Source organism: Parasediminibacterium paludis (assembly GCF_042651445.1).
Lineage (GTDB): Bacteria > Bacteroidota > Bacteroidia > Chitinophagales > Chitinophagaceae > Parasediminibacterium > Parasediminibacterium paludis.
Genome location: NZ_JBHSDC010000022.1, coordinates 414,596 through 436,591, shown reverse-complemented (window position 1 = coordinate 436,591; position 21,996 = coordinate 414,596). Strand labels below are relative to the sequence as shown.

At 36.7% G+C, this 21,996-nt stretch carries 16 protein-coding genes, 1 tRNA gene and 1 CRISPR repeat array; of the genes, 13 read left to right on the top strand and 4 right to left on the bottom strand.

The genetic code is table 11. The annotated features are described in order from the left end of the window. Positions 1 to 915: 915 nt before the first annotated feature. From ctlX to ACFOW1_RS12190, 3 genes are all read right to left on the bottom strand, one after another. Positions 916 to 1,824, bottom strand: coding sequence for a citrulline utilization hydrolase CtlX (ctlX, locus tag ACFOW1_RS12200; RefSeq protein WP_379014599.1), 909 nt, complete (start codon positions 1,822 to 1,824; stop codon positions 916 to 918). A 120-nt stretch (positions 1,825 to 1,944) separates the two neighbouring features. Next, positions 1,945 to 3,375, bottom strand: a complete 1,431-nt coding sequence (locus tag ACFOW1_RS12195) for an arginine deiminase family protein (RefSeq protein WP_379014597.1) — start codon at positions 3,373 to 3,375, stop codon at positions 1,945 to 1,947. A 191-nt stretch (positions 3,376 to 3,566) separates the two neighbouring features. Beyond that, positions 3,567 to 4,400 carry a spheroidene monooxygenase gene (locus ACFOW1_RS12190; RefSeq protein WP_379014596.1) on the bottom strand — a complete coding sequence of 278 codons (834 nt, stop codon included), beginning with the start codon at positions 4,398 to 4,400 and terminating at the stop codon, positions 3,567 to 3,569. A gap of 159 nt (positions 4,401 to 4,559) precedes the next feature. On the opposite strand from ACFOW1_RS12190, the gene ACFOW1_RS12185 reads away from it, so the two are divergent. The 7 genes from ACFOW1_RS12185 to ACFOW1_RS12155 all read left to right on the top strand — a co-directional run bounded on the left by ACFOW1_RS12185 (position 4,560) and on the right by ACFOW1_RS12155 (position 13,799). After that, complete coding sequence (locus ACFOW1_RS12185) at positions 4,560 to 5,807, top strand: ABC transporter permease (protein WP_379014594.1); 1,248 nt, start codon at positions 4,560 to 4,562, stop codon at positions 5,805 to 5,807. A 71-nt stretch (positions 5,808 to 5,878) separates the two neighbouring features. Next, a complete protein-coding gene (gene tsaD, locus ACFOW1_RS12180; RefSeq protein WP_379014592.1) occupies positions 5,879 to 6,901 on the top strand; it encodes a tRNA (adenosine(37)-N6)-threonylcarbamoyltransferase complex transferase subunit TsaD in 1,023 nt (340 codons plus the stop codon). A gap of 339 nt (positions 6,902 to 7,240) precedes the next feature. Then, on the top strand, positions 7,241 to 11,470 hold the full coding sequence (gene cas9 / locus ACFOW1_RS12175) for a type II CRISPR RNA-guided endonuclease Cas9 (RefSeq protein ID WP_379014591.1): 4,230 nt from the start codon (positions 7,241 to 7,243) through the stop codon (positions 11,468 to 11,470). Between the two features lie 32 nt (positions 11,471 to 11,502). Continuing rightward, positions 11,503 to 11,889, top strand: a complete 387-nt coding sequence (locus tag ACFOW1_RS12170) for an HU family DNA-binding protein (protein WP_379014589.1) — start codon at positions 11,503 to 11,505, stop codon at positions 11,887 to 11,889. Positions 11,890 to 12,009: 120 nt separating this feature from the next. Next, positions 12,010 to 12,930 carry a type II CRISPR-associated endonuclease Cas1 gene (gene cas1, locus ACFOW1_RS12165; protein WP_379014588.1) on the top strand — a complete coding sequence of 307 codons (921 nt, stop codon included), beginning with the start codon at positions 12,010 to 12,012 and terminating at the stop codon, positions 12,928 to 12,930. A 70-nt stretch (positions 12,931 to 13,000) separates the two neighbouring features. Next, positions 13,001 to 13,339, top strand: coding sequence for a CRISPR-associated endonuclease Cas2 (gene cas2, locus ACFOW1_RS12160; RefSeq protein ID WP_379014586.1), 339 nt, complete (start codon positions 13,001 to 13,003; stop codon positions 13,337 to 13,339). A 136-nt stretch (positions 13,340 to 13,475) separates the two neighbouring features. Further along, positions 13,476 to 13,799: a GIY-YIG nuclease family protein gene (locus ACFOW1_RS12155; protein ID WP_379014584.1), complete on the top strand. Its 324-nt coding sequence runs from the start codon at positions 13,476 to 13,478 to the stop codon at positions 13,797 to 13,799. A 251-nt stretch (positions 13,800 to 14,050) separates the two neighbouring features. Then, positions 14,051 to 16,869: a CRISPR direct-repeat array (repeat unit 47 nt; unit sequence GTTGGTATCAAAGAACGTTAATCTAAAGTTTGAAAGCAAATCACAAC). A 445-nt stretch (positions 16,870 to 17,314) separates the two neighbouring features. Here ACFOW1_RS12155 and ACFOW1_RS12150 read toward each other — a convergent pair. Next, positions 17,315 to 17,388, bottom strand: a tRNA-Pro gene (locus ACFOW1_RS12150). 74 nt (positions 17,389 to 17,462) lie between these two features. Between ACFOW1_RS12150 and ACFOW1_RS12145 the strand changes: the two genes are divergently transcribed. The 6 genes from ACFOW1_RS12145 to ACFOW1_RS12120 are packed head-to-tail and all read left to right on the top strand — an operon-like array spanning position 17,463 to position 21,933. After that, positions 17,463 to 18,734: a dihydroorotase gene (locus tag ACFOW1_RS12145; RefSeq protein ID WP_379014583.1), complete on the top strand. Its 1,272-nt coding sequence runs from the start codon at positions 17,463 to 17,465 to the stop codon at positions 18,732 to 18,734. 29 nt (positions 18,735 to 18,763) lie between these two features. After that, positions 18,764 to 19,273 (top strand): DUF4199 domain-containing protein, encoded by a 510-nt coding sequence (locus ACFOW1_RS12140; protein WP_379014582.1) that lies wholly within the window; start codon positions 18,764 to 18,766, stop codon positions 19,271 to 19,273. Between the two features lie 15 nt (positions 19,274 to 19,288). Next, positions 19,289 to 20,233 carry a glycosyltransferase family 2 protein gene (locus tag ACFOW1_RS12135; RefSeq protein ID WP_379014580.1) on the top strand — a complete coding sequence of 315 codons (945 nt, stop codon included), beginning with the start codon at positions 19,289 to 19,291 and terminating at the stop codon, positions 20,231 to 20,233. 20 nt (positions 20,234 to 20,253) lie between these two features. Further along, the gene (locus ACFOW1_RS12130; RefSeq protein WP_379014579.1) at positions 20,254 to 20,409 is read left to right on the top strand and encodes a hypothetical protein; all 156 of its coding nucleotides are present in this window, start codon (positions 20,254 to 20,256) and stop codon (positions 20,407 to 20,409) included. Beyond that, positions 20,409 to 20,804, top strand: coding sequence for a PIN domain-containing protein (locus tag ACFOW1_RS12125; RefSeq protein WP_379014577.1), 396 nt, complete (start codon positions 20,409 to 20,411; stop codon positions 20,802 to 20,804). The genes ACFOW1_RS12130 and ACFOW1_RS12125 overlap by 1 nt, the downstream gene beginning before the upstream one ends. Next, complete coding sequence (locus tag ACFOW1_RS12120) at positions 20,797 to 21,933, top strand: glycosyltransferase (protein WP_379014575.1); 1,137 nt, start codon at positions 20,797 to 20,799, stop codon at positions 21,931 to 21,933. The genes ACFOW1_RS12125 and ACFOW1_RS12120 overlap by 8 nt, the downstream gene beginning before the upstream one ends. Positions 21,934 to 21,996 lie beyond the last annotated feature (63 nt).

Below are 21,996 nucleotides of genomic sequence, written 5' to 3'. Positions count from 1 at the left end.
ATCCTATAAAAACTGAAAACGGAGAATTTTATACTTTTGAATGTAGCGGATTTTAGGGGAGCTTACAGGGACTTATAAACCCACATCAAGACTTAAAAGCATTAAAACATAATTCAAGTGCTTTAAGTATTCAAGACTCATATTATTTTCACAATGGACAAGTTGAAACAACATCAAAAACAGTAAAAGAAATTTTTAACGACTTTAAAAAATATGGACTTCCATTTTTAGACAAACAATTTGCAATCCTAAAATCGAACTCAATTATTCAATGTGGTTTTGACTACATAGACAACTTACAGACTGACAAAGAAAATCTAAAAAGAGAAATTACAGAAGAACTTAATAAAGCTGGACTTTTACTTTCAAGTATCAAACACCCTATTTATCTTGATCTAAAAGACAAATTGCAATCTGTTAGTGGACAAAGTAAAGAAGACAGACAAAAAATACCGAAAACGGCAAACGAATTATTAGAACTATATTGGACAAGGTGAAAGAACAACTGCCCACAACACGAACTGTGTAAAAAACCAAATAAATCAGGCAAAATTTTTTGAGTAATTATCGTTGTACAAAGTACCAGATTTTACGACTGCAAAAACCAGCCCGCTCTTCGGAATGTTCGTTTACGGCATCCGAAGTTGCGTTAAAGCAGATGTGTCATCTACCTTATGCTACCTATCACTTAATGCCAACAGCCCTTTTCTATTACCTTAATAGTCGCAAGCGCTGCTATACAAATATTCTTCTGCTTTTACTGCAATACCTGCCCTCACAGGATTTTGAGGTATATAGTACCATTTAGTTTCAAAAAATCCTTGCGATTCTATCAGTGTTTCGGATTATGGCATCAGAAATGCCTTTTATTTATACTTCGACTTGCCCTTGCGGAACAAGTCGAAGAGCGGGTACCTACAGTCTTGTTGTAAGAAATACTTCCGCCATCATGCATCTAGCGCTGCCGCCGCCATTGGTTTCTATAGTGGCAATATCTGCATGTATGATGGGTTGATAGCTTTCAATGGTTGCTATTTGTTCAGATGTTAAACTGTGGTAAGCCTGACTACTCATGACCAAAAAAGCGTTGCCTTGTTGGTTACACACTTGTAGCATATTGCCTGCAAAATGATTCATTTGGTGAAAACTAATATCAATAATGGTTTTGCCGCTATTTTCTATTGATTGTACCACCTGATTTTTCTCAGTATCATTAGTAATACTAGCCAAACATATCACCACAAATTGATCAGCCACACACATCATCACATTGGTATGATAAATGGGGCTGCCATTTTCATCATTGGCGATAAAAGCAACGGGTGTGTAATCAAATTGCTTGCAAAATAATTCTAGTAAACCCTTATCGGTTCTCGGTGATAAACAAGCATAAGCAATTTGCTTCTCTCTATCAAGCACCATACTACCTGTGCCTTCCAAAAACAGATGATTGGCTTCGCTACCCGTGAAATCAATAGTACTATCTACTACAAATTTTTCATCGATAGCATCTAACACATGCTGCTTTCTTTCTTGCCTACGGTTTACGGCAAACATGGGGTATAAACAAATGCTGCCATTGCTGTGAAAGGATATCCAATTATTGGGGAAAATAGAATCGGGTGTGTGTGGTTCTGCCGTGTCTTGCACAACAGTCACATCAATACCATGCGCTTGCAATTTGGCTACAAAAGCATCAAACTCTTGTAAGGCTTTTTCTTGCACCGATGCATCGTTGCTTGCTACCTGAAAACTGTTGTTCACAGCCGTTTCAGCGTTATAAGCAAATTGTACAGGGCGTATCATGAGTATATTAGAAGTCATATAATTATGATTAAAATGATTTGAATGAGAGGAATGAGAGGAATGATTTAAAATAGACCTTGAAAAAAGTTGATGGACGACAGACCATAGACCATGGACAGTGGACTATCGACTATTAACTCACAACCCCTCCCTCAACAACGGCATACTCATACAATGAAAACCACCTCTTGCTCTTGACAGTTCTGCTGAAGGCATAAGAATAACCGTGTCTGTAATGGTATTTACATCCATAGTTCTTGCTTCTAGTTGGGCTATTAAATCTTTGGCATAAATAACGCTAAAACCATTGTCTTTAAAGGCTTGTGTGGTTTTATCGTTTCTATCATAACCCAATACCACACCTTCTTTTAGCGCTAATAAATTGCAACTATCTGTCCATTGTTCTCTGGCGCTGTAAGGAAACTCGTTGTTACCACTAAAGATGATTTTTACTTCTTCCTCACAATGCAAATCAGTCTTGCTGATGTCTATCAATAAATCTTCCAAGCTATCAAAACTGATAGGATTATCAGGGCATTTTTTATGAAACTGTAGTATCTTAATTTTCTCTTCTTTCTTTATTTCCAAAATACGCTCAATAGCATTTTCATCTTCGTGCTTTACCGCCTTACGAGAAAAATTGCCTAGCATCACCCATACATTGCGTTTTACCTGCGTAAACACAGTGTCAATGTGCATGTAATCGCGTTTTTTAGGAATTTTTACAATGGTTACTTTGTCTACAATACCTTTCTCAAACATGGTATTGGTAATTTTTACCGCCGCTTCAGAAGAGGTACGTTCGCTAACGCCTACCAATAAATGTTTATCACTTACCACCATAATATCACCGCCTTCAAGCGTTACTTTTTTATCGTCATCTTCTTTTGGCAATAAAAAGCTGTACTGACTATCGCTTAGCTCAATAATATTGTCTTTATAATCTGCAAATAATGGGTGATTGAAGAAGATATATTTTGCCAACAACGCTTCTCTTGTACGAGCTTTTTTGGCAGGCTTGTTCAGTAGTACATAATTATTAATCGTAATGCCTATATCTCTTGTAAAAATAAAATTTGGAATAGGCGCAAATAACAACTGCTTTTCGCTAGAAGTGCCAGACACAAAGGTTTTAGCGAGTTCTTTAGCAGTATACTGTAAGAGTATTTTTTGGGTTAAATAGGTGCAGCCTTCTATGGCACAAACAGAGGATACCAACTCGGTTTTAATATTGGCATCTTCTAAAATTTCAGCGAGTAGCCATTGTAACTCTATTACTTTATCGCTTTTAAAAAACTGGTCGTTTTCGGGTTTATAAAAAGCCCTGTCATTGGCTTCACTATCTATTTCAGCCAACTTGCCTTTTATCTTTTCTGGGTCAAGAAAATAGAGTAAAATTTTAGTATAATAATCGTACTCATTTTTACGAATGGTTTCAAGATGTACAATATCTTCAAATAACCAATCTTGCGCTTTTGAAGGCACTACTTTACCCAAGCCGCTATCTGGGCTATGTACTAATAAACGTTTAAGCGTACCTACTTCTGAGGTAACAGATATGTTTGACATAAGGTGAATTGTGAATTGTGAGTTGTGAATTGTCAGTGGTAGATTGACAATAACACAAAATAAAGAACCCTAAACTACCAACTAACATCTTCGTCAGTAATCGGGCATTGAATTAAGGCCACGATACATCCATGCAAAGTGAGCTGTTGAAAACGATATGGTAGTGCAGTGCTGCATAAAGTGGAGGCAATTTACAGTTTTCCTGCTAAAGGATTGCTACCGTTAATAGTTCCATAACAGGCAATGGGAATAAAACGTGTAAACATATCTTCGCTATACCAATCTTCTTTGTGGGTTTTACGAATTACATCTTTGTGTTGGTGCAAGTTGTAAGCAAAGTTTTTCATATCGGCTTTGCTATCCCAAACGCTAAAGGTTGCTTGCTTTATAAATGGTACTTCACCTATGCCAAAAGAAGTGATAAAACCTTTAGCAGTCAACATTTGGCTAGCTACTGCATCTACATTTGTCCAAAAGTTTTGCAGCTTGCTTAAGCGAATGGTAGCTCTTGTTAAAACTGCAATTACACCATCATAATCTGTTTGTTTGGGTAGTTTGCCAAATACGGCTTTGCCATCCCAAGTACCATGGCCTTCTATTGGCTGTAATACAATGGTTAATACTTCTGCACGAAAGAACTTAAACCAAGCGCTGAGAAAGTTTGGAATTTGGGGTTTGGCGTTTTGGGTGTTATGTTCATGGTTTTCTGTTCTTAGTTCTCCGTTTTTTGCTCTTGGTTCTTGGCACTTGTTACTTGCGTCTTGGCTTTCTGTCTCCTTGCCTTTTACCTCCTTGCCTTTTACCTCTTCACCACTGGCTATTGACCATTGACTATTAACTACCAAAACTGCCCATTGGCGCCAATCGGGTGATTTATCGAAGGTGCCGTTTTTACCACAGCCCATTAACTTGTAAAAGCTGATTTGTTTACTGAGAAATAATGGAACATGAAACACTGCCATCGATAAAAAACCAGCCCAGCCAACATACTTCGGGTAACGAACAATGGTTAAGGTACAATTCATGGGGTAAATGTAATGGGTAAATGTTGAGCAGCGTACTAAGCGATGCAGTGTGCGACGCAACGAAGCTACATTATTAAACAAAGGCTGGTTACAAAAGCCTTCCTACCGTTTTAAAAAACTTAGCAAGTATAAATGCGGCTCATTAATTACTTTTACAACATGCTGAAATTACTCACCATACTTTGGAACAGTTTTAAGATGGCTTTTCAGGAGTTGAAAGCCAATAAATTACGCACCAGTTTATCGCTACTAGGCATTACGTTTGGTATATTTTGTATCATCGGTGTATTAGCTACCGTAGACAGCTTAAAGCGCAAAGTGCAGGGCGATTTAAAATCGATTGGCTCTAATAGTTTATATTTAGACAAATGGCAATATGGCGGCGGTAACGACTACCCTTGGTGGAAATATGCTAACAGGCCCGTACCTAAATATGAAGAAATGCAGTTTATTAAAGCCAAATCTTATCTTACAGGTAATATTGCTTTTTTATGTAGAGGCAATGGCAATGCGAGTTATAAAGACAATCAACTAAGCGGGATTTCATTTTTTGGCACTTCGGAAGATTTTAGCAAAATACAATCGTTGGAAACCGATCATGGCAGATATCTTTCAAGTGGCGAATTTGACAGAGGCACCCCAACAGTGGTGGTTGGCAGTGAAATAGCTACACAATTGTATGGCAAACCAGAGATAGCTGTAGGCAAAGAACTCACTTACAATGGTAGAAAACTAGAGATTGTAGGAGTTCTGAAAAAACAAGGGCAATCCTTGGTAAATATTTTCGATTTTGATAATGCCGCCATTACCTCCTATAAATATTTTACCAGTATTTACGAGGCTGATAAATCGCAGCCATCGATATTAATACAAGGCAAGGATGGGATTACTACTAAGGCATTACAAGAAGAATTAACAGGTGTGGTAAGACAAATCAGACGCTTGAGTCCGTCGGTAGAAGATAATTTTAGTTTAAATGATATTAGCTCTTTTGCTGAAAATACCGAGGCACTATTTGGGTCTATCAACCTTGGTGGCTGGGCTATTGCTGGCTTAAGCTTGGTAGTGGGCGCATTTGGTGTGGCCAATATCATGTTTGTAACTGTGAGAGAAAGAACAAGCCAAATAGGTTTGAAAAAAGCCATTGGCGCCAAAAGCAGAACCATCCTCACTGAGTTTTTATTAGAGAGCGCCTTTTTATGTATTTTAGGTGGGTTAATTGGCTTGGCTTTTGTGTGGATTTTAACTCAAATATTAAGTAGTTTTTTACCTTTTCCAATATATATCGCCCCAAATATTGTGATATTGGCGCTGTCGCTATGCATTTTCTTAGGCATTTTGTCTGGTATTATTCCTGCAAGAATAGCCGCCAAGATGGATCCTGTAGTGGCAATAAGAACGAAATAAAGAGCCAGTTACTGGTTACTAGTTTCTAGTAATGGAACGCTTACTTTTGCAACTCACTAGTAACTGGAAACTTGAAACCTGTAACCATATTAGCTATCGAATCTTCCTGCGATGAAACCTCTGCCTCTGTGTGTGTAGATGGTAAGATTTTGTCTAATATTATTGCCAACCAATCTGTGCATGAGGCATATGGGGGCGTAGTGCCAGAATTGGCTAGCAGAGCGCATATGCAGAACATTGTGCCAGTAGTAGATAGCGCTTTGGCGGCTGCCCATTGCCCATTATCGGCTATAGATGCGATTGCTTTTACACAAGCACCGGGCTTAATTGGCTGCTTGCTAGTAGGTACACAGTTTGCCAAAAGCTTGTCTTTAGCCCTAAACAAACCCTTGATTGCTGTGCATCATATGCAAGCGCATGTGTTGGCCAATATGATCCCCCAGCCCCTACCCGATGGTACTGTCAGTGCGCCCATCGCGTTCCCTTTTTTGTGTTTAACAGTAAGTGGGGGGCACACACAAATTGTCTTAGCCACATCACCATTAGCGCAGACCGTTATTGGGCAAACCATTGATGATGCGGCGGGAGAAGCCTTTGACAAAAGCGCCAAGTTATTAGGCTTACCCTACCCTGGCGGTCCATTGATAGACCAATATGCCAAACTGGGCAATCCGCTCGCATTTAAATTTGCCGAGCCACAGATACCTGAATTAAATTTCAGTTTTAGCGGTTTAAAAACGTCTATTTTATATTTTTTACAAAAGCAAGAAACAGGTTTTATTGCAGCCAACTTGCATGATTTGTGTGCGTCTATACAACATAGCATTATCACCATCTTGTTAAAGAAACTGAACAAAGCCGTACAGCAAATAGGTGTCAAAAACATTGCTATTGCCGGTGGTGTAAGTGCCAATAGCGGCTTGCGCCAAGCTTTGCAAGACATGGGAAAAAAGAAGGGCTGGAAAACCCATATACCCGCTTTTGAATATTGCACCGATAATGCGGGTATGATTGCTATCACGGGCTACTACAAATACTTAGCAGGAGATTTTACTGATTTAAATGTGAGCCCAAGTGCAAGGGCGGAATGGTAAGAAAAACGAAGAAAGCCAACTCTTATATCAGCGTTAATTGTACATGTTATGATTAACGCTTTTTTATTGATACATAGAAAAAGATATTCAAAAAATTTGAACATATCAATAAAACTATTATTTTAGTACTCCCCCCCTTAAAATATTTCTGAAGATGATAGACAAGCCTTGATACTAAATGGCGTAGTTATGTGCTGTGTGGTTGTGAGAAGTGGAAAAGGTAAAGGTATAAAAAAGCCCCACGGGGTACGCAGGACTGAGAACTCTTCGGCTTATAGCCTTATTGTGATAAGTCTTTCAGATTCAAAAATATGAAACTTAAATTTATAAACAACAATTATGGAAAAAATATTAGGACTTGATTTAGGGACGAACTCACTTGGATGGGCTTTAAGAAATACAATGCTTGTTGATAACCAATTTGAAAAGTATGGAGTATTAACTTTTGACAAAGGAGTTGGAGAAGTAAAAGGAATTGAGTTTTCGAGGGCTGCAGAACGAACCAAAAACCGTTCATTGAGAAGAAGATACCAAGCACATAAATATAAACTTTGGGCTACTTTAGAAATATTGATAGAGAACGACTATTGCCCACTTTCTTTAGATGGATTGAACCTATGGAGAAAGTATGAAAAAGGTAAAGGCAGAGTTTACCCATTAACAGAGGTGCATTTTAACAACTGGATAAAATTAGATTTTGATGGAGACGGCAAACCTGACTATACAAGCCCTTACCAATTAAGATTAGAACTAGCAACTGAAAAAGTTGATACAACAAATAAAGAAGGCCGGTACAAAATTGGCAGAGCATTGTATCACATTGCACAGCACCGTGCATTTAAAAGCAGCAAAAAAGTACAAGACAAAGATGAAAACACAAACGAAGAAGATTATGTAGGTGCTGAAAAGAAAAGAGCAAAATTTATTGAAGATTTACAAGCAAAACATAATGTTACAACTGTAGGCTCTGCTTTTGCAATGGAAGAAAAGTTAGGTATTCGTATACGTAAAAACTTACACCAACATGTCATTCGTAAACAATTACAACTAGAAGTAAAAAGCATTTTTGATTTTCAAGGCTTGTCTTTTTCTGAGTTGTTCAAAAAGGATATTAATAAGTCCGCCATCTTTTGGCAACGTCCTCTACGCTCACAAAAAGGAAGTGTTGGAAAATGTACACTAGAACCAACTAAATTCAGATGTCCTACTAGCCACCCATCTTTTGAAGCTTTTAGAGCTTGGTCTTTTTTAAATACAATAGAATATCGCTTAAAAGATGAAAAAGAAAGTAGGTGGCAGAAAATTCCGTTTGAAGTACGAGAAAAAATTTATCAGGAAAAATACTTCAGAATATCAGTAGCCGATTTTGACTTTACTGAAATAAGAAAACTCATTGAAAAAATCAATGGCAACGTTAAATGGGAATTGAACTATAAAGACAAAACCAATGTTTCAGCAAGTCCCATAAGTGCTAGACTTAAAGATATTTTTGGTGAGGGATGGCTAGAATTAAAAATAAATCGCACACCTAATCAAAATAGTAAGGAAAAAAAAACAGTTTACACCATTGAAGATATATGGCATGTATTATTCTCTTTTGATGACGAAGACGAGGTAAGAAATTTTGCAATTGAAAAACTTAAGCTTGACAACAAAGCGGAAAAGTTTGTAGCACTATGGTACAAAATGCCTGTTGCATATTCAATGCTTAGTTTAAATGCCATCAATAAGATTGTGCCTTTTTTACAACAAGGGTTTATTTACACAGAAGCTGTTTTGTTAGCAAAAATGCCAGATGTTTTAGGTAAAGAGATTTGGGATGAAAACAAGCAAAACTTAACCGAATCAATTGGGGTTTTTATACAACAAAACAGGGATGAGAAGAAAATATTAACGATCGCAAATGGCTTAATTGCAGCGTATAAATCGCTGGACAATACACTAAAATTTGCAGAGAGAGATTATGCTTACTCTTTAAAAGAAGATGATAAGCAAGATGTTCTAAAAGCTTGTATTAATACTTATGGAATAAAGACATGGGATGAACTAAATGATGACGAAAAGCTTGCTGTCGTTAATAAAGTTGGATCTGAATATCAATCGTTCTTCTTAGATTCTACACGAAGTTTTAAGAAACTACCACACTTATTAGAAACACTTAAAAATATACTTAAGGACAATTTTGATTTGGATGAAAAGCAGTTGAATAAACTATATCACCCATCTCAAATACAAATATACCCACACGCTAAACAAAAATATTACGAACAATATAAAGCCAATCTTACTTTATTAGAAAGCCCTAAAACAAGTGCTTTTAAAAATCCAATGGCAATGCGTACACTATATGAATTACGCAAGCTGATTAACTATCTAATTATAACTGAACAAATTGATGAAGAAACCAAAGTAACTGTCGAAATAGCTCGTGACCTTAATGATGCAAATATGCGTTGGGCAATTGAAACTTACCAAAGGCAAAGGCAAGAAGAAAATAAAGAGTTTGCCAATGCAATCGTAGAGCTGTTAAAGGAGTTCCCATCTGGTAAAGCTGACCCAAATAGCAATGAGGACATTGACAAATTTCGTTTATGGTTTGAACAAATGGATGACGAAATCATCAATGATGGTAAAGGCGAGTACTCTAAACATGAGTGGACTAACACCAAATCAAAAGTGTATAAACAAGTCGCAGCAGCAAAAGAAATGATTGAAAAATACAGGCTTTGGAAAGAGCAGCAATGCCAATGTATTTATACAGGAAGAATGATTAGCATAACAGACTTATTTTCTGAGAACAACACCGACTTTGAGCATACTATTCCTAGAAGTATTTCATTTGATAATTCGTTGGCTAATCTCACTATCTGCGATTTTGATTACAATAGAAATATTAAGAAAAATAAATTCCCTGCCGAATTACCAAACTATACTGATGCTGTAACCATCAATGGCAAAACATATTCAGCTATTAAACCACGACTTCAAAAATGGATTGAAAAAGTTGAGTCAATTAAAATCAACATTGATTATTGGGTAAAGAAATCAAAGCAAGCTGCTGATAAAGATGCAAAAGATAAAGCAATTAAACAGAGGCATTTGTGGCGTTTTGAATTAGAATACTGGCAAAACAAAGTAAACCGCTTTACCATGACTGAAGTAAAAAGCGGCTTCAAAAACAGCCAATTAACTGATACGCAAATCATTTCGAAATACGCCTATCACTATTTAAAAACGGTGTTCAATAAAGTTAAAGTACAGAAAGGAAGCATAACAGCAGAATTTAGAAGGGTTTATGGCATACAACAGAAAGATGAAAAGAAAGACCGCAGTAAACATAGCCACCATGCAAAAGATGCTGCTATACTTACCTTAATTCCTATTGATGCAAAAAGAGAAGATATACTAAAAAAGAGTTACGAGCAATTTGAAAAGTATAGGCATCAATACACTGAATCGCCTTACTATGGTTTTAAACCAAGCCATATTGAAGAAATAGAAAGCAATATTTTAATTAACACTATTTCAAAAGACCAAGCCCTTACGCCAAGTAGTAAAAGAGTTAGGGTAAGGGGTAGAAAAGTTTATTTAAAAGATGAACAAGGAAACCCAAAAGAAAAGTGGAGTAAAGGAGATAGCGTTAGAGGACAATTGCATTTAGATAGTTTTTATGGTAAGATAAAAGTTGTAGAAAGAGATAAAAACAATTATCCCCAAAAAGATGAAGAGGGTAATTGGAAATACATTGAAAAAAATGACGGGTTTAAATTTGTGAAAAGGGAACTTGTTGATAAAGATTTAAAAATTGAAAATATAGTTGACCCACATGTAAAAGCGATTTTCATCAAACAAATGAATGGTAGGAATTTAGATAAAACGCTAAAAGAAGACCAATCTATTTGGATGTTGAAAAAGAATGGCGAGAAAGCCCACGCCATCAGGCATGTAAGATGTTTTGCAAATGATGTAACCGACCCACTAGCTATTAAAAAGCAAAGCCATCTTTCAAGCAAAGATTATAAAAAAGATTATTGGGCAAAAAATGAAGAAAATTATGCTTACGGTTATTACACTGATGGCGGTAAAAATAGAGCCTTTAAAATGCTTAATCTTTTAGATGCTTCTAAAATCCACTCAATGAATTCTGCTACTGATTCTGGGAAACTATTTGAAGATTTTATTCTAAAAGGTGCTACAAAACTAAATCTGACAGTTATTAAAGCGAAACAAAAAGTATTATTTTATTCATACAATAAGAATGAAATTTTTGATTTAAAAGGTGACCAAAAAGAATTGGGCAAACGATTATATGTTATTAAACGATTATTCAGTAAAACCTCAGGGCAAATCCAATTTCAGCATCATCTCGAAGCAAGAAGTGACGAGCAGTTATCTAACGCTTTTCCCAAAGAAACATATGGAGTTAGAGGGAAAAATGGTTTTTCCAAATTTGAATTAGAAAAGCAATATCCTCGTCTTTTACTTAGTCCAATTAGTTTTAATTTTTTGCTTGAAGGCAAAGATTTTGAAACAAAACCAGATGGCACAATCCGCCTATTTTATAAATAACACCAATTTTTAAACATTAAAACACAAATGTTATGGCAGTTAAGTACAAAGTGATGAAGAAGATCAATCCGCCAAAGAAAGATGACCCAAAAAAATCGTATGCTACCATTGCTAGCGAGGGAGAAATTACATTGAAGCAAAAAAGCAAACGCATTGCTGCGATGAGTACAGTTAATAGCGGCGATATTTTGGCTGTGCTAGACTTACAATTACAAATTTTAGTAGAAGAATTAAGCAATGGCAAAACTCTAAGGTTGGGCGATTTTGGCTCATTTGCTTTGTCACTATCATCAGAAGGTAAAGACACTGATGATGAAGTAACGGCTGCTGTGATAAAAGCAGCGAAAATTTTGTTTAGACCAGGTAGCGACCTGAAAAATGTTAGCCACTTTAGACTATCAAAAAGCATAGTAAAATAAGAGGCTTTTACCCATGTTTAAAAACTTCCTTTGCTTTTACTAGAAACCTCCTTAGGATTTCACCAAAACCTCCTTTGCTTTTTTAACAAACCAAAGGAGGTTTTTTAATAGTGATATAATATGATAAAACGCACCCTACACATAGGCAGCCCTTGCCACTTAAAATGTGCTAATAGTCAGCTAGTGGTAAGCTGTAGCCATGTAAAAGGCCAAGAAAATAAGCCTGACCGTTCTGTACCGATAGAAGACATAGGCATACTAGTGCTAGAACATCAGCAAATAAGTATTACGCATTATTTGCTAGACCAATTGGTAAGTAACAATGTAGCCGTAATAACCTGTAATGATACCCACCATCCTACAGGTATGTTACTACCACTAGAGGGCAATACGGTACAAAGCGAACGCTTTAGATGCCAAATAGATGCGAGCGAGCCACTAAAAAAACAACTGTGGCAACAAACAGTAAAGGCAAAAATTAACAATCAAGCAGCGGTATTTAAGCAATGGGGCTATAATGATAAAGTGTTGCTAGGGCTAGCAGGTAGTGTATTAAGCGGCGATAGTAATAATAATGAAGCTACTGCGGCAGCCTACTATTGGCAAAATTTGTTTCCCCCAGCATGGCTATTTTTTAGGCGGCGAGATGGTGTACCACCTAATAACCTACTTAATTATGGCTATGCCATATTAAGAGCTGCCATGGCTAGGGCTATTGTGGGTGCAGGCTTGCTACCCACGTTTGGTATTTTTCACCGCAACCGTTACAATGCCTATTGCCTTGCAGATGATATTATGGAACCTTATCGCCCATTTGTAGATGTAGTGGTAAGAACGATTGTAGATGAAACAAGTATTGTAGACATTCTAACGCAAGACTTTAAAACAAGACTATTGCAAGTATTAAATACCGATGTTTTACTAGACGGCAATAAAAGCCCCCTACTTGTAGCTACACAGCGCACCGCAGCCTCGCTAGCCAAATGTTTTGCAGGTGAGCAAAGGAAGATACTGTATCCAGAACTGCCATTGTCTTCCTGAGCTTGGGAAGGAACTGCCAATCAGCAGTACATAGCCATATAGATTCTTCGTTCCTCAGAATGATATCGTTATGAAACAAGAACGCCTAAACGCCTATCGCATTATGTGGGTACTCGTATTTTTCGACTTACCGACCGATACAAAAAAAGACCGCAAAGCGGCTAGCGATTTTAGAAAGAAAATTCTAGAAGATGGCTTCGCTATGTTTCAGTTTTCTATTTATGTAAGGCACTGCCCTAGTATGGAAAACGCTACCGCACACATAAAGAGAGTACAGAAGCTACTACCCGAAAAAGGTCATGTAGGCATTATGACTATTACTGACAAACAATTTGGCATGATGAAAATATACCAAGGGAAGAAGCCCGCCTTAGCAATGGATGTACCGCAACAGTTAGAATTGTTTTAAACAGCGAAGCTGTCATCCTGAGGCACGAAGGATCTGCCGAACAATGGAACAATACCGAGCATGTGAGAAAATTGCTGAAATCAGTACAAAGCCAAACAGATTCTTCCTGCGTCAGAATGACAAAAATGACAATAATATGAAACCCATAGGTACACATAACTATTACGTATACATCGTAACCAATAAAAACAAAACAGTATTGTATACAGGCGTAACTAATAATCTACAAGCAAGGTTACAGCAACACTATACCAATTCACAGCCCTTTACCCACAAATCTTTTGCTGGTAAATACAACGCCTACCACTTACTTTACTATGAACGTTTTGAGTATATACAACATGCCATAGCTAGAGAAAAAGAAATAAAAGGATGGCTAAGAAGTAAAAAAGAAGCCCTCATAAATACTACTAACCCAGAATGGCGCTTTTTAAATGGTGATATTGGTTTGTCATTCTAAACTGTGATGCTGAGCCTACGAAGAAACGCTCAACGAAGTTGTCATCCTGAGGCACGAAGGAACTGCCTAGCAATGTTGCAAAGCTGAGATTGTGAGTAAATTGCTGAACATCGGTACTACGCCTAGCAGATTCTTCCTTCGTCAGAATGACAAAAAGCCGTTCTGAAGTGTTTTCAGAACGGCTTTTTAGTAAATTTTCATTTCTAAGAAACCAGCAAAAGCATTGATACCACTACGTTTCAGCTAAGTCTGTTGGTATCAAAGAACGTTAATCTAAAGTTTGAAAGCAAATCACAACCTTATCACTGGGTAGCAAAAGATATTGAAGGTTGGTATCAAAGAACGTTAATCTAAAGTTTGAAAGCAAATCACAACTGCAATACTATCTGTATTTCTATTGATAGCGTTGGTATCAAAGAACGTTAATCTAAAGTTTGAAAGCAAATCACAACTAATAGGCCATCACGCAAAGCCACATTTACGTTGGTATCAAAGAACGTTAATCTAAAGTTTGAAAGCAAATCACAACCGTTTTGCGCTAATACTGCTGGTGCATTGCGTTGGTATCAAAGAACGTTAATCTAAAGTTTGAAAGCAAATCACAACTATAATAGTTGTCCTCCTCCACAATCTCCAGTTGGTATCAAAGAACGTTAATCTAAAGTTTGAAAGCAAATCACAACTAGGTACACATACTTTATTATCTAGTGGTCGTTGGTATCAAAGAACGTTAATCTAAAGTTTGAAAGCAAATCACAACACTTCTGCACCTGCGGCTACATCATTACAGTTGGTATCAAAGAACGTTAATCTAAAGTTTGAAAGCAAATCACAACATGCAAACGACCACGCCCATCATATAGGCAGTTGGTATCAAAGAACGTTAATCTAAAGTTTGAAAGCAAATCACAACTAATACCTGCAGCTTGCAACTGCGTTACAAGTTGGTATCAAAGAACGTTAATCTAAAGTTTGAAAGCAAATCACAACCGATACAGACAGAGAGCTGTATGCAATATTGTTGGTATCAAAGAACGTTAATCTAAAGTTTGAAAGCAAATCACAACAAGCCCGTAAACGCCGCCGTGATGGCATCTGTTGGTATCAAAGAACGTTAATCTAAAGTTTGAAAGCAAATCACAACCGTCCAAGTGTCAATATAGCTTTACAAAATGTTGGTATCAAAGAACGTTAATCTAAAGTTTGAAAGCAAATCACAACAAAGTAACTTCCTGGCATTCGTTTATTTCTGTTGGTATCAAAGAACGTTAATCTAAAGTTTGAAAGCAAATCACAACAAGTAATCAAGCTATAGTGACAGAAGTGACGTTGGTATCAAAGAACGTTAATCTAAAGTTTGAAAGCAAATCACAACCAAATACAAGTAGCACCAAGGGAATGGCTAGTTGGTATCAAAGAACGTTAATCTAAAGTTTGAAAGCAAATCACAACTAATCTTTTCGCACTCGCTCTATAACCTGGGTTGGTATCAAAGAACGTTAATCTAAAGTTTGAAAGCAAATCACAACTCAGGATCTACTTTGAAATGGTATTGAATAGTTGGTATCAAAGAACGTTAATCTAAAGTTTGAAAGCAAATCACAACTAATCTTTTCGCACTCGCTCTATAACCTGGGTTGGTATCAAAGAACGTTAATCTAAAGTTTGAAAGCAAATCACAACCTTTGTTGATAGTATTGGCAGCATTGATAAGTTGGTATCAAAGAACGTTAATCTAAAGTTTGAAAGCAAATCACAACTTCTACATGGTAAAAACCGCAATTTTTAACGTTGGTATCAAAGAACGTTAATCTAAAGTTTGAAAGCAAATCACAACGAGTGGGATACCGATCGTCACTATGTGGTAGTTGGTATCAAAGAACGTTAATCTAAAGTTTGAAAGCAAATCACAACTTGGCGAGCCAAGTAGCGGTAAAAGCAAATGTTGGTATCAAAGAACGTTAATCTAAAGTTTGAAAGCAAATCACAACTTGATTTCTTTACAAGTCAAGCAGGCGTTAAGTTGGTATCAAAGAACGTTAATCTAAAGTTTGAAAGCAAATCACAACCTTGCTTAGTTCATCCGCTTTCTGTAAAATGTTGGTATCAAAGAACGTTAATCTAAAGTTTGAAAGCAAATCACAACTATATATAGACGGTGGGTTAAGTGAAGAACGTTGGTATCAAAGAACGTTAATCTAAAGTTTGAAAGCAAATCACAACAAATTAGTTGGGCTTGCAAGAATATCCCAAGTTGGTATCAAAGAACGTTAATCTAAAGTTTGAAAGCAAATCACAACTGCAGCGGCCAAACGGTTTAAGGCAAAAGCGTTGGTATCAAAGAACGTTAATCTAAAGTTTGAAAGCAAATCACAACTTATTTAAACGCAGGTACAGCACCTTGGTAGTTGGTATCAAAGAACGTTAATCTAAAGTTTGAAAGCAAATCACAACAGGGTCAAAATTCTAGTGTATTTTCGGTCAGTTGGTATCAAAGAACGTTAATCTAAAGTTTGAAAGCAAATCACAACATACTGAATTATTTAATCTATACATACAATGTTGGTATCAAAGAACGTTAATCTAAAGTTTGAAAGCAAATCACAACAAGCTAAGGCTAAACTTTCAGAAATGGAAGGTTGGTATCAAAGAACGTTAATCTAAAGTTTGAAAGCAAATCACAACTTGAGCTTGCTAATAAGAAAAGAAGTATTGGTTGGTATCAAAGAACGTTAATCTAAAGTTTGAAAGCAAATCACAACTTAGCTAAAACACCTGTGATTGTTGAAATAGTTGGTATCAAAGAACGTTAATCTAAAGTTTGAAAGCAAATCACAACGCAACGAAAATGTGCTATATAAATTCTACGGTTGGTATCAAAGAACGTTAATCTAAAGTTTGAAAGCAAATCACAACATTCAACGCCTGTAAGATTTTTAGATGGTAGTTGGTATCAAAGAACGTTAATCTAAAGTTTGAAAGCAAATCACAACAAAAGAGCAGACAAGAAGAATCCAGACAATGTTGGTATCAAAGAACGTTAATCTAAAGTTTGAAAGCAAATCACAACTGCTAAAGCTATAGCCCGCAAAGCTTTCCAGTTGGTATCAAAGAACGTTAATCTAAAGTTTACAGATGGTTCTTCTATTCTTTTAGGTATCTGTGAATAATATTTGAAGGCAAATCACAACATGTGTACCGAGCAAGCTTCCATGAGCTTGGTAGGTATCAAAGAACGTTAATCTAAAGTTTACAGATGGTTCTTTTATTCTTTTAGGTATCTGTGAATAATATTTGAAGGCAAATCACAACTATGAATGGCGACATGTATTTCCACTCAATGTTGATATCAAAGAACGTTTATCTAAAGTTTACGGATGGTTCTTTTATCATTAAGGTACCTGTAAATAATATTTGAAAAAAGTTATCCATTAAAAAATTTCGTCTTCCCTATCTTACCATATAATAGCACCTGCTATCCCTAGCAGGTGCTATGTCTATAGTGAGTTTAGATGTCGGGACGACAGGATTTGAACCTGCGACTCCACGCCCCCCAGACGTGTGCGCTACCGGGCTGCGCTACGTCCCGTTTAGTAATGAGCGTGGCAAATATAAAAACGTTGTCAATTTCAAACTATATTGCACCAAATTTTTAGATTCTACATGAGGGTTCTTCTTCAACAAGTATTTATTGCCAATACCAACTCGCCATACGATGGCCAAGTGAAAGATATATTAATAGTAGATGGTATTATTACACAAATAGCTGATACTATTGACGTTACTGATAGCGCTACCACCATCCTTAAAGCGGAAGAGGCTATTGTAAGTAGCGGCTGGGTAGACGTATTTTCGCATTTTTGTGAACCTGGTTTCGAATACCGCGAAACGTTGGTAACAGGTGCTGCAGCGGCAGCGGCGGGTGGTTTTACACGTGTGTTTACCTTACCCAACACCCAACCTGTGGTTACCTCTAAAACAGAAGTTGCTTTTGTGGTAGAGAAGTCTAAAACATTGCCAATCACCGTACAGCCTTTGGGCGCTGTAACCAAGCAAATTGAAGGTAAAGAGCTTGGCGAAATGTATGATATGCGCTTGAGTGGCGCTGTGGCTTTTAGCGATGGTTTGCAAGCGATTCAATCTTCTGGTTTATTGTTAAAAGCATTGCAATACATTAAAGCTTTTGACGGTGTTATTATTCAATTGCCACACGATAAAAGCATTGGTTCTTTTGGCTTGGTTAATGAAGGCATTGTTTCTACACAACTAGGCTTGCCAGGTATCCCTGCGATTGCAGAGGAATTGATGATTAAAAGAGATATTGATTTATTGGAATACACCGATAGTAAATTACACATTACTGGTATTACTACTGCGAATAGTGTGGCTTTAATTGCTGCTGCTAAAGCTAGAGGCTTGCAAGTAACTTGTAGTGTAACGCCTTACCATTTATTGTACTGCGATGACGATTTGGTAGATTACGATACCAATTTAAAAACCAATCCACCGTTACGTGCTAGAGCCGATATGATGGCATTGAGACAAGCCGTTATCGATGGCCATATTGATTGCATCGCAACGCACCATCTACCACAAAACTGGGATAGCAAAACCTGTGAATTTGAATATGCCAAACACGGTATGATTGGCTTGCAAACGGCTTTCGCAGTAGTGAATCAACTGTTGCCAAGTTTATCTAATGCACAACTAAGCCATTTATTTAGCCATCGTGCAAGGCAAATATTCAGTTTGCCAGCTATGACCATTGAAGAAGGTGCTTGTGCCGAGCTTACTATTTTTAGTAGAACTGGCGAAACAACACTTACAAAAGCTACTAATAAAAGCAAATCGGCCAATTCGCCATTATTAAATAGTGCTTTAAAAGGTGAAGTGATTGGAATTATTCATAAATCGCAGTTACATTTGAACAAATAACTCATTTCCCCAATCAAAACACACAACACATGGAAACGAAAGTAACATCACCTGCTTTAAAAGGCACTTTAATAGCATTGGTATTAATTGTTTTCGGTTTAGCAATTTATTTTACTGGCCAAAGCCAAAATAAAGCACTTAGTTCAATAGGTTTAGTGTTATACGCGGTTGCTATTGCCTATTCAGCTATTTATTATGCCAAACAAAAAAATGGCAATGTAACATTTGGTAATGCTTTTGCAGATGGTTTTAAAACTTCTGCTGCAGCAACTGCCTTATTTGTGGTATATACTTTTATAGCAATAAAATTTATAATGCCAGACATTGTAGATTTATCGATTGAAGAAGCTAGAAAAAATATGGTTGAAAAGAAAATGTCGCCAGAGCAAGTTGATGCAGGAATAGCTATGACCCAAAGGCTCTTCATTCCTTTTGCTGTTGGCGGGGCTTTGTTTATATACTTAATTGTAGGTCTTATTGCCTCTTTAATTGGTGCAGCCATTGCTAAAAAGAATCCTGAAGCTTCACCTTTCGCTTAATAGAATTTGTTTTTTATGGATGTTTCTATTGTTATCCCCTTACTAAACGAAGACGAATCGCTTCCAGAATTGTGTGCGTGGATAGAACGTGTGGTTACGGCACATCAACTAAGTTATGAAGTCATTTTAGTTGACGATGGTAGCACCGACGATAGCTGGGAAGTGATTTTACAACTAGCAGCAAAAAATCCTGCGCTTAAGGGTATTAAGTTTCAACGAAACTATGGTAAAAGTGCTGCACTAAATGAGGGTTTTAAAGCCGCTCAAGGTGAGGTGGTTATTACCATGGATGCGGATATGCAGGATAGTCCTGATGAAATACCAGCACTACGACGCATGATTATTGAAGAAAAATACGATATCGTAAGCGGTTGGAAACAAAAGCGATTTGACAATACATTCACCAAAAACATCCCTTCAAAACTATTTAATGCGGCTGCAAGGCAGAGCTCGGGTATTTACCTGCACGACTTTAACTGTGGCTTAAAAGCCTACCGTAAAAAAGTAGTAAAAAGCATTGAAGTATTTGGTGAAATGCACCGTTATATACCAGTATTGGCAAAGTGGGCTGGCTTTAAGAAAATAGGTGAAAAAGTGGTGGAACACCGTGCCAGAAAATATGGCGTCACAAAGTTTGGTTGGGAAAGATTTATTAATGGTTTTTTAGACTTAATGACCATTACTTTCTTAAACAAATTTGGTAAAAGACCCATGCATTTTTTTGGATTGTACGGTACACTCGCTTTTATACTTGGCTTCGCTACAAGTGGCTATTTAATTATATCTAAACTCATAGATAGAGAATTTTCATTAACCAATAAGCCATTCTTTTATATCGCACTTACGTTCATGATTATTGGTGTGCAATTGTTTGTAACAGGTTTTATCGCAGAATTAATAACACGTAATGCAGCGGAAAGAAATGTGTATTTAATAGAAGAGAAGCTAGGAATTAGTTAAATTTGAAAAAAGATTAGGATATGAAAACAAATACTATTTCAACTAAACAAGATAATAATCCTGTAAAAAAATCAAATGCTGCTATTTTAGATGCTTTGAAAAATATTACTTGGACTGAAGCGCAACTAAAAATTTGGAAAAAGAATAGAAAAATCTTATCAACGGTTTCGAAATAATGATACTACTAGACACTTCAGTTTTTATTGATTATTTCAGAAAGACTAACAAAAATAATTCTCTTTTGAGCCAAGTGTTGTCTACCAATGAAAGAATAGCTATTTCAGTAGTTACACATTTTGAAATTTTGATTGGTAATACAGCACAACAAAATAGTTTTTGGGAATTAATTTTAGAAAATATTACGATACTTGACTACAACTACCAATTAAATCAGCAAGCAGTAGATACGCAAAAACAGCTTATTAAAATAAATAAAAGACTTGCTTTTCAGGACTTATTAATCGGTGCTACTGCTATTTATTATAATTATCCACTAGCCACCCTTAATGAGAAACATTTTAAATATATCACAGGTCTTCAGTTAATTACAACTACAACAAATAATGAGTAAAGTAATTATCATCGGCCCAGCACACCCTTTGCGTGGCGGTTTGGCCTCTTTCAACGAACGCTTGGCTAGGCAGTTTCAGTACCAAGGCTACGATACCACTATTTATACATTCTCTTTACAATATCCAGATTTTTTATTTCCTGGAACCACGCAATATTCAAGTGAGCCAGCGCCAACAGATATTAACATAAAAGTGTGCATCCATTCGATGAACCCTTTTAACTGGCTAAAAATTGGTAGGGAACTTAAACAACTACAGCCAAATATTATAGTAGTTCGCTATTGGCTACCCGTAATGGGGCCATGTTTAGGTACTATTTTGCGTTTGGTAAAAGGCAACCGTTTTACCAAAGTGATTTGTATTGCAGACAATGTGATTCCACATGAAAAGCGACCTGGGGATACCATTTTTACAAGATACTTTTTCAAGCCCATTGATGCATTTATAACCATGAGCGAAAAAGTATTGAAAGACTTAAGTACGTTTACGAGCAAGCCTGCTCAGCAAATTGTGCATCCGTTGTACGATAATTTTGGCGAAGCCATTGATAAAAAAGTAGCAAGACAACATCTAGGTTTACCAATTGACGCACCGATTATTTTATTCTTCGGGTTTATAAGACATTATAAAGGTTTGGATATTTTGTTACATGCAATGGCTATTTTAAGTCAACGGTCAACTGTCAACAGTCAACAGATAAAATTATTAGTTGCAGGCGAGTTTTATGAAGATAGAAAGCCATATGACGATTTAATAGCTGAACTAGGTATTAAAGAACAGTTATTGTTACGAACAGATTTTATTAATGACAGTGAAGTAAGGTTTTACCTGAGTGCCGCCGATTTTGTTATTCAGCCGTATAGAAATGCCACCCAAAGTGGTGTAACGCCCCTTGCCTATCATTTTGAAAAACCAATGCTTGTAACCAATGTAGGTGGCTTGCCTAGCCTTGTGCCAAATGGCAAAGTGGGTATTATTGCTGAGCCTAATGCAGCAGCAATAGCTGAGAAAATACAAGAATTATATACGTTAGGCGAAGCGCATTTTTTACCGCATCTTCGCAACGAAAAGAAAAAATATAGCTGGCAAATTTTGGCAAATGCTATTATTGGTCTTGCTGGAAAATAGGAACGCTGATAACACAGATTTAGACGGATTAAAACAGATTCTTTTAATCACAAAAATCTAGGT

Bases quoted from the DNA above. Each gene is read 5' to 3' on its own strand.
- ctlX (WP_379014599.1), bottom strand. From the start codon at position 1,824: ATGACTTCTAATATACTCATGATACGCCCTGTACAATTTGCTTATAAC.
- ACFOW1_RS12195 (WP_379014597.1), bottom strand. From the start codon at position 3,375: ATGTCAAACATATCTGTTACCTCAGAAGTAGGTACGCTTAAACGTTTA.
- ACFOW1_RS12190 (WP_379014596.1), bottom strand. From the start codon at position 4,400: ATGAATTGTACCTTAACCATTGTTCGTTACCCGAAGTATGTTGGCTGG.
- ACFOW1_RS12185 (WP_379014594.1), top strand. From the start codon at position 4,560: ATGCTGAAATTACTCACCATACTTTGGAACAGTTTTAAGATGGCTTTT.
- cas9 (WP_379014591.1), top strand. From the start codon at position 7,241: ATGGAAAAAATATTAGGACTTGATTTAGGGACGAACTCACTTGGATGG.
- ACFOW1_RS12170 (WP_379014589.1), top strand. From the start codon at position 11,503: ATGGCAGTTAAGTACAAAGTGATGAAGAAGATCAATCCGCCAAAGAAA.
- cas1 (WP_379014588.1), top strand. From the start codon at position 12,010: ATGATAAAACGCACCCTACACATAGGCAGCCCTTGCCACTTAAAATGT.
- cas2 (WP_379014586.1), top strand. From the start codon at position 13,001: ATGAAACAAGAACGCCTAAACGCCTATCGCATTATGTGGGTACTCGTA.
- ACFOW1_RS12155 (WP_379014584.1), top strand. From the start codon at position 13,476: ATGAAACCCATAGGTACACATAACTATTACGTATACATCGTAACCAAT.
- ACFOW1_RS12145 (WP_379014583.1), top strand. From the start codon at position 17,463: ATGAGGGTTCTTCTTCAACAAGTATTTATTGCCAATACCAACTCGCCA.
- ACFOW1_RS12140 (WP_379014582.1), top strand. From the start codon at position 18,764: ATGGAAACGAAAGTAACATCACCTGCTTTAAAAGGCACTTTAATAGCA.
- ACFOW1_RS12135 (WP_379014580.1), top strand. From the start codon at position 19,289: ATGGATGTTTCTATTGTTATCCCCTTACTAAACGAAGACGAATCGCTT.
- ACFOW1_RS12130 (WP_379014579.1), top strand. From the start codon at position 20,254: ATGAAAACAAATACTATTTCAACTAAACAAGATAATAATCCTGTAAAA.
- ACFOW1_RS12125 (WP_379014577.1), top strand. From the start codon at position 20,409: ATGATACTACTAGACACTTCAGTTTTTATTGATTATTTCAGAAAGACT.
- ACFOW1_RS12120 (WP_379014575.1), top strand. From the start codon at position 20,797: ATGAGTAAAGTAATTATCATCGGCCCAGCACACCCTTTGCGTGGCGGT.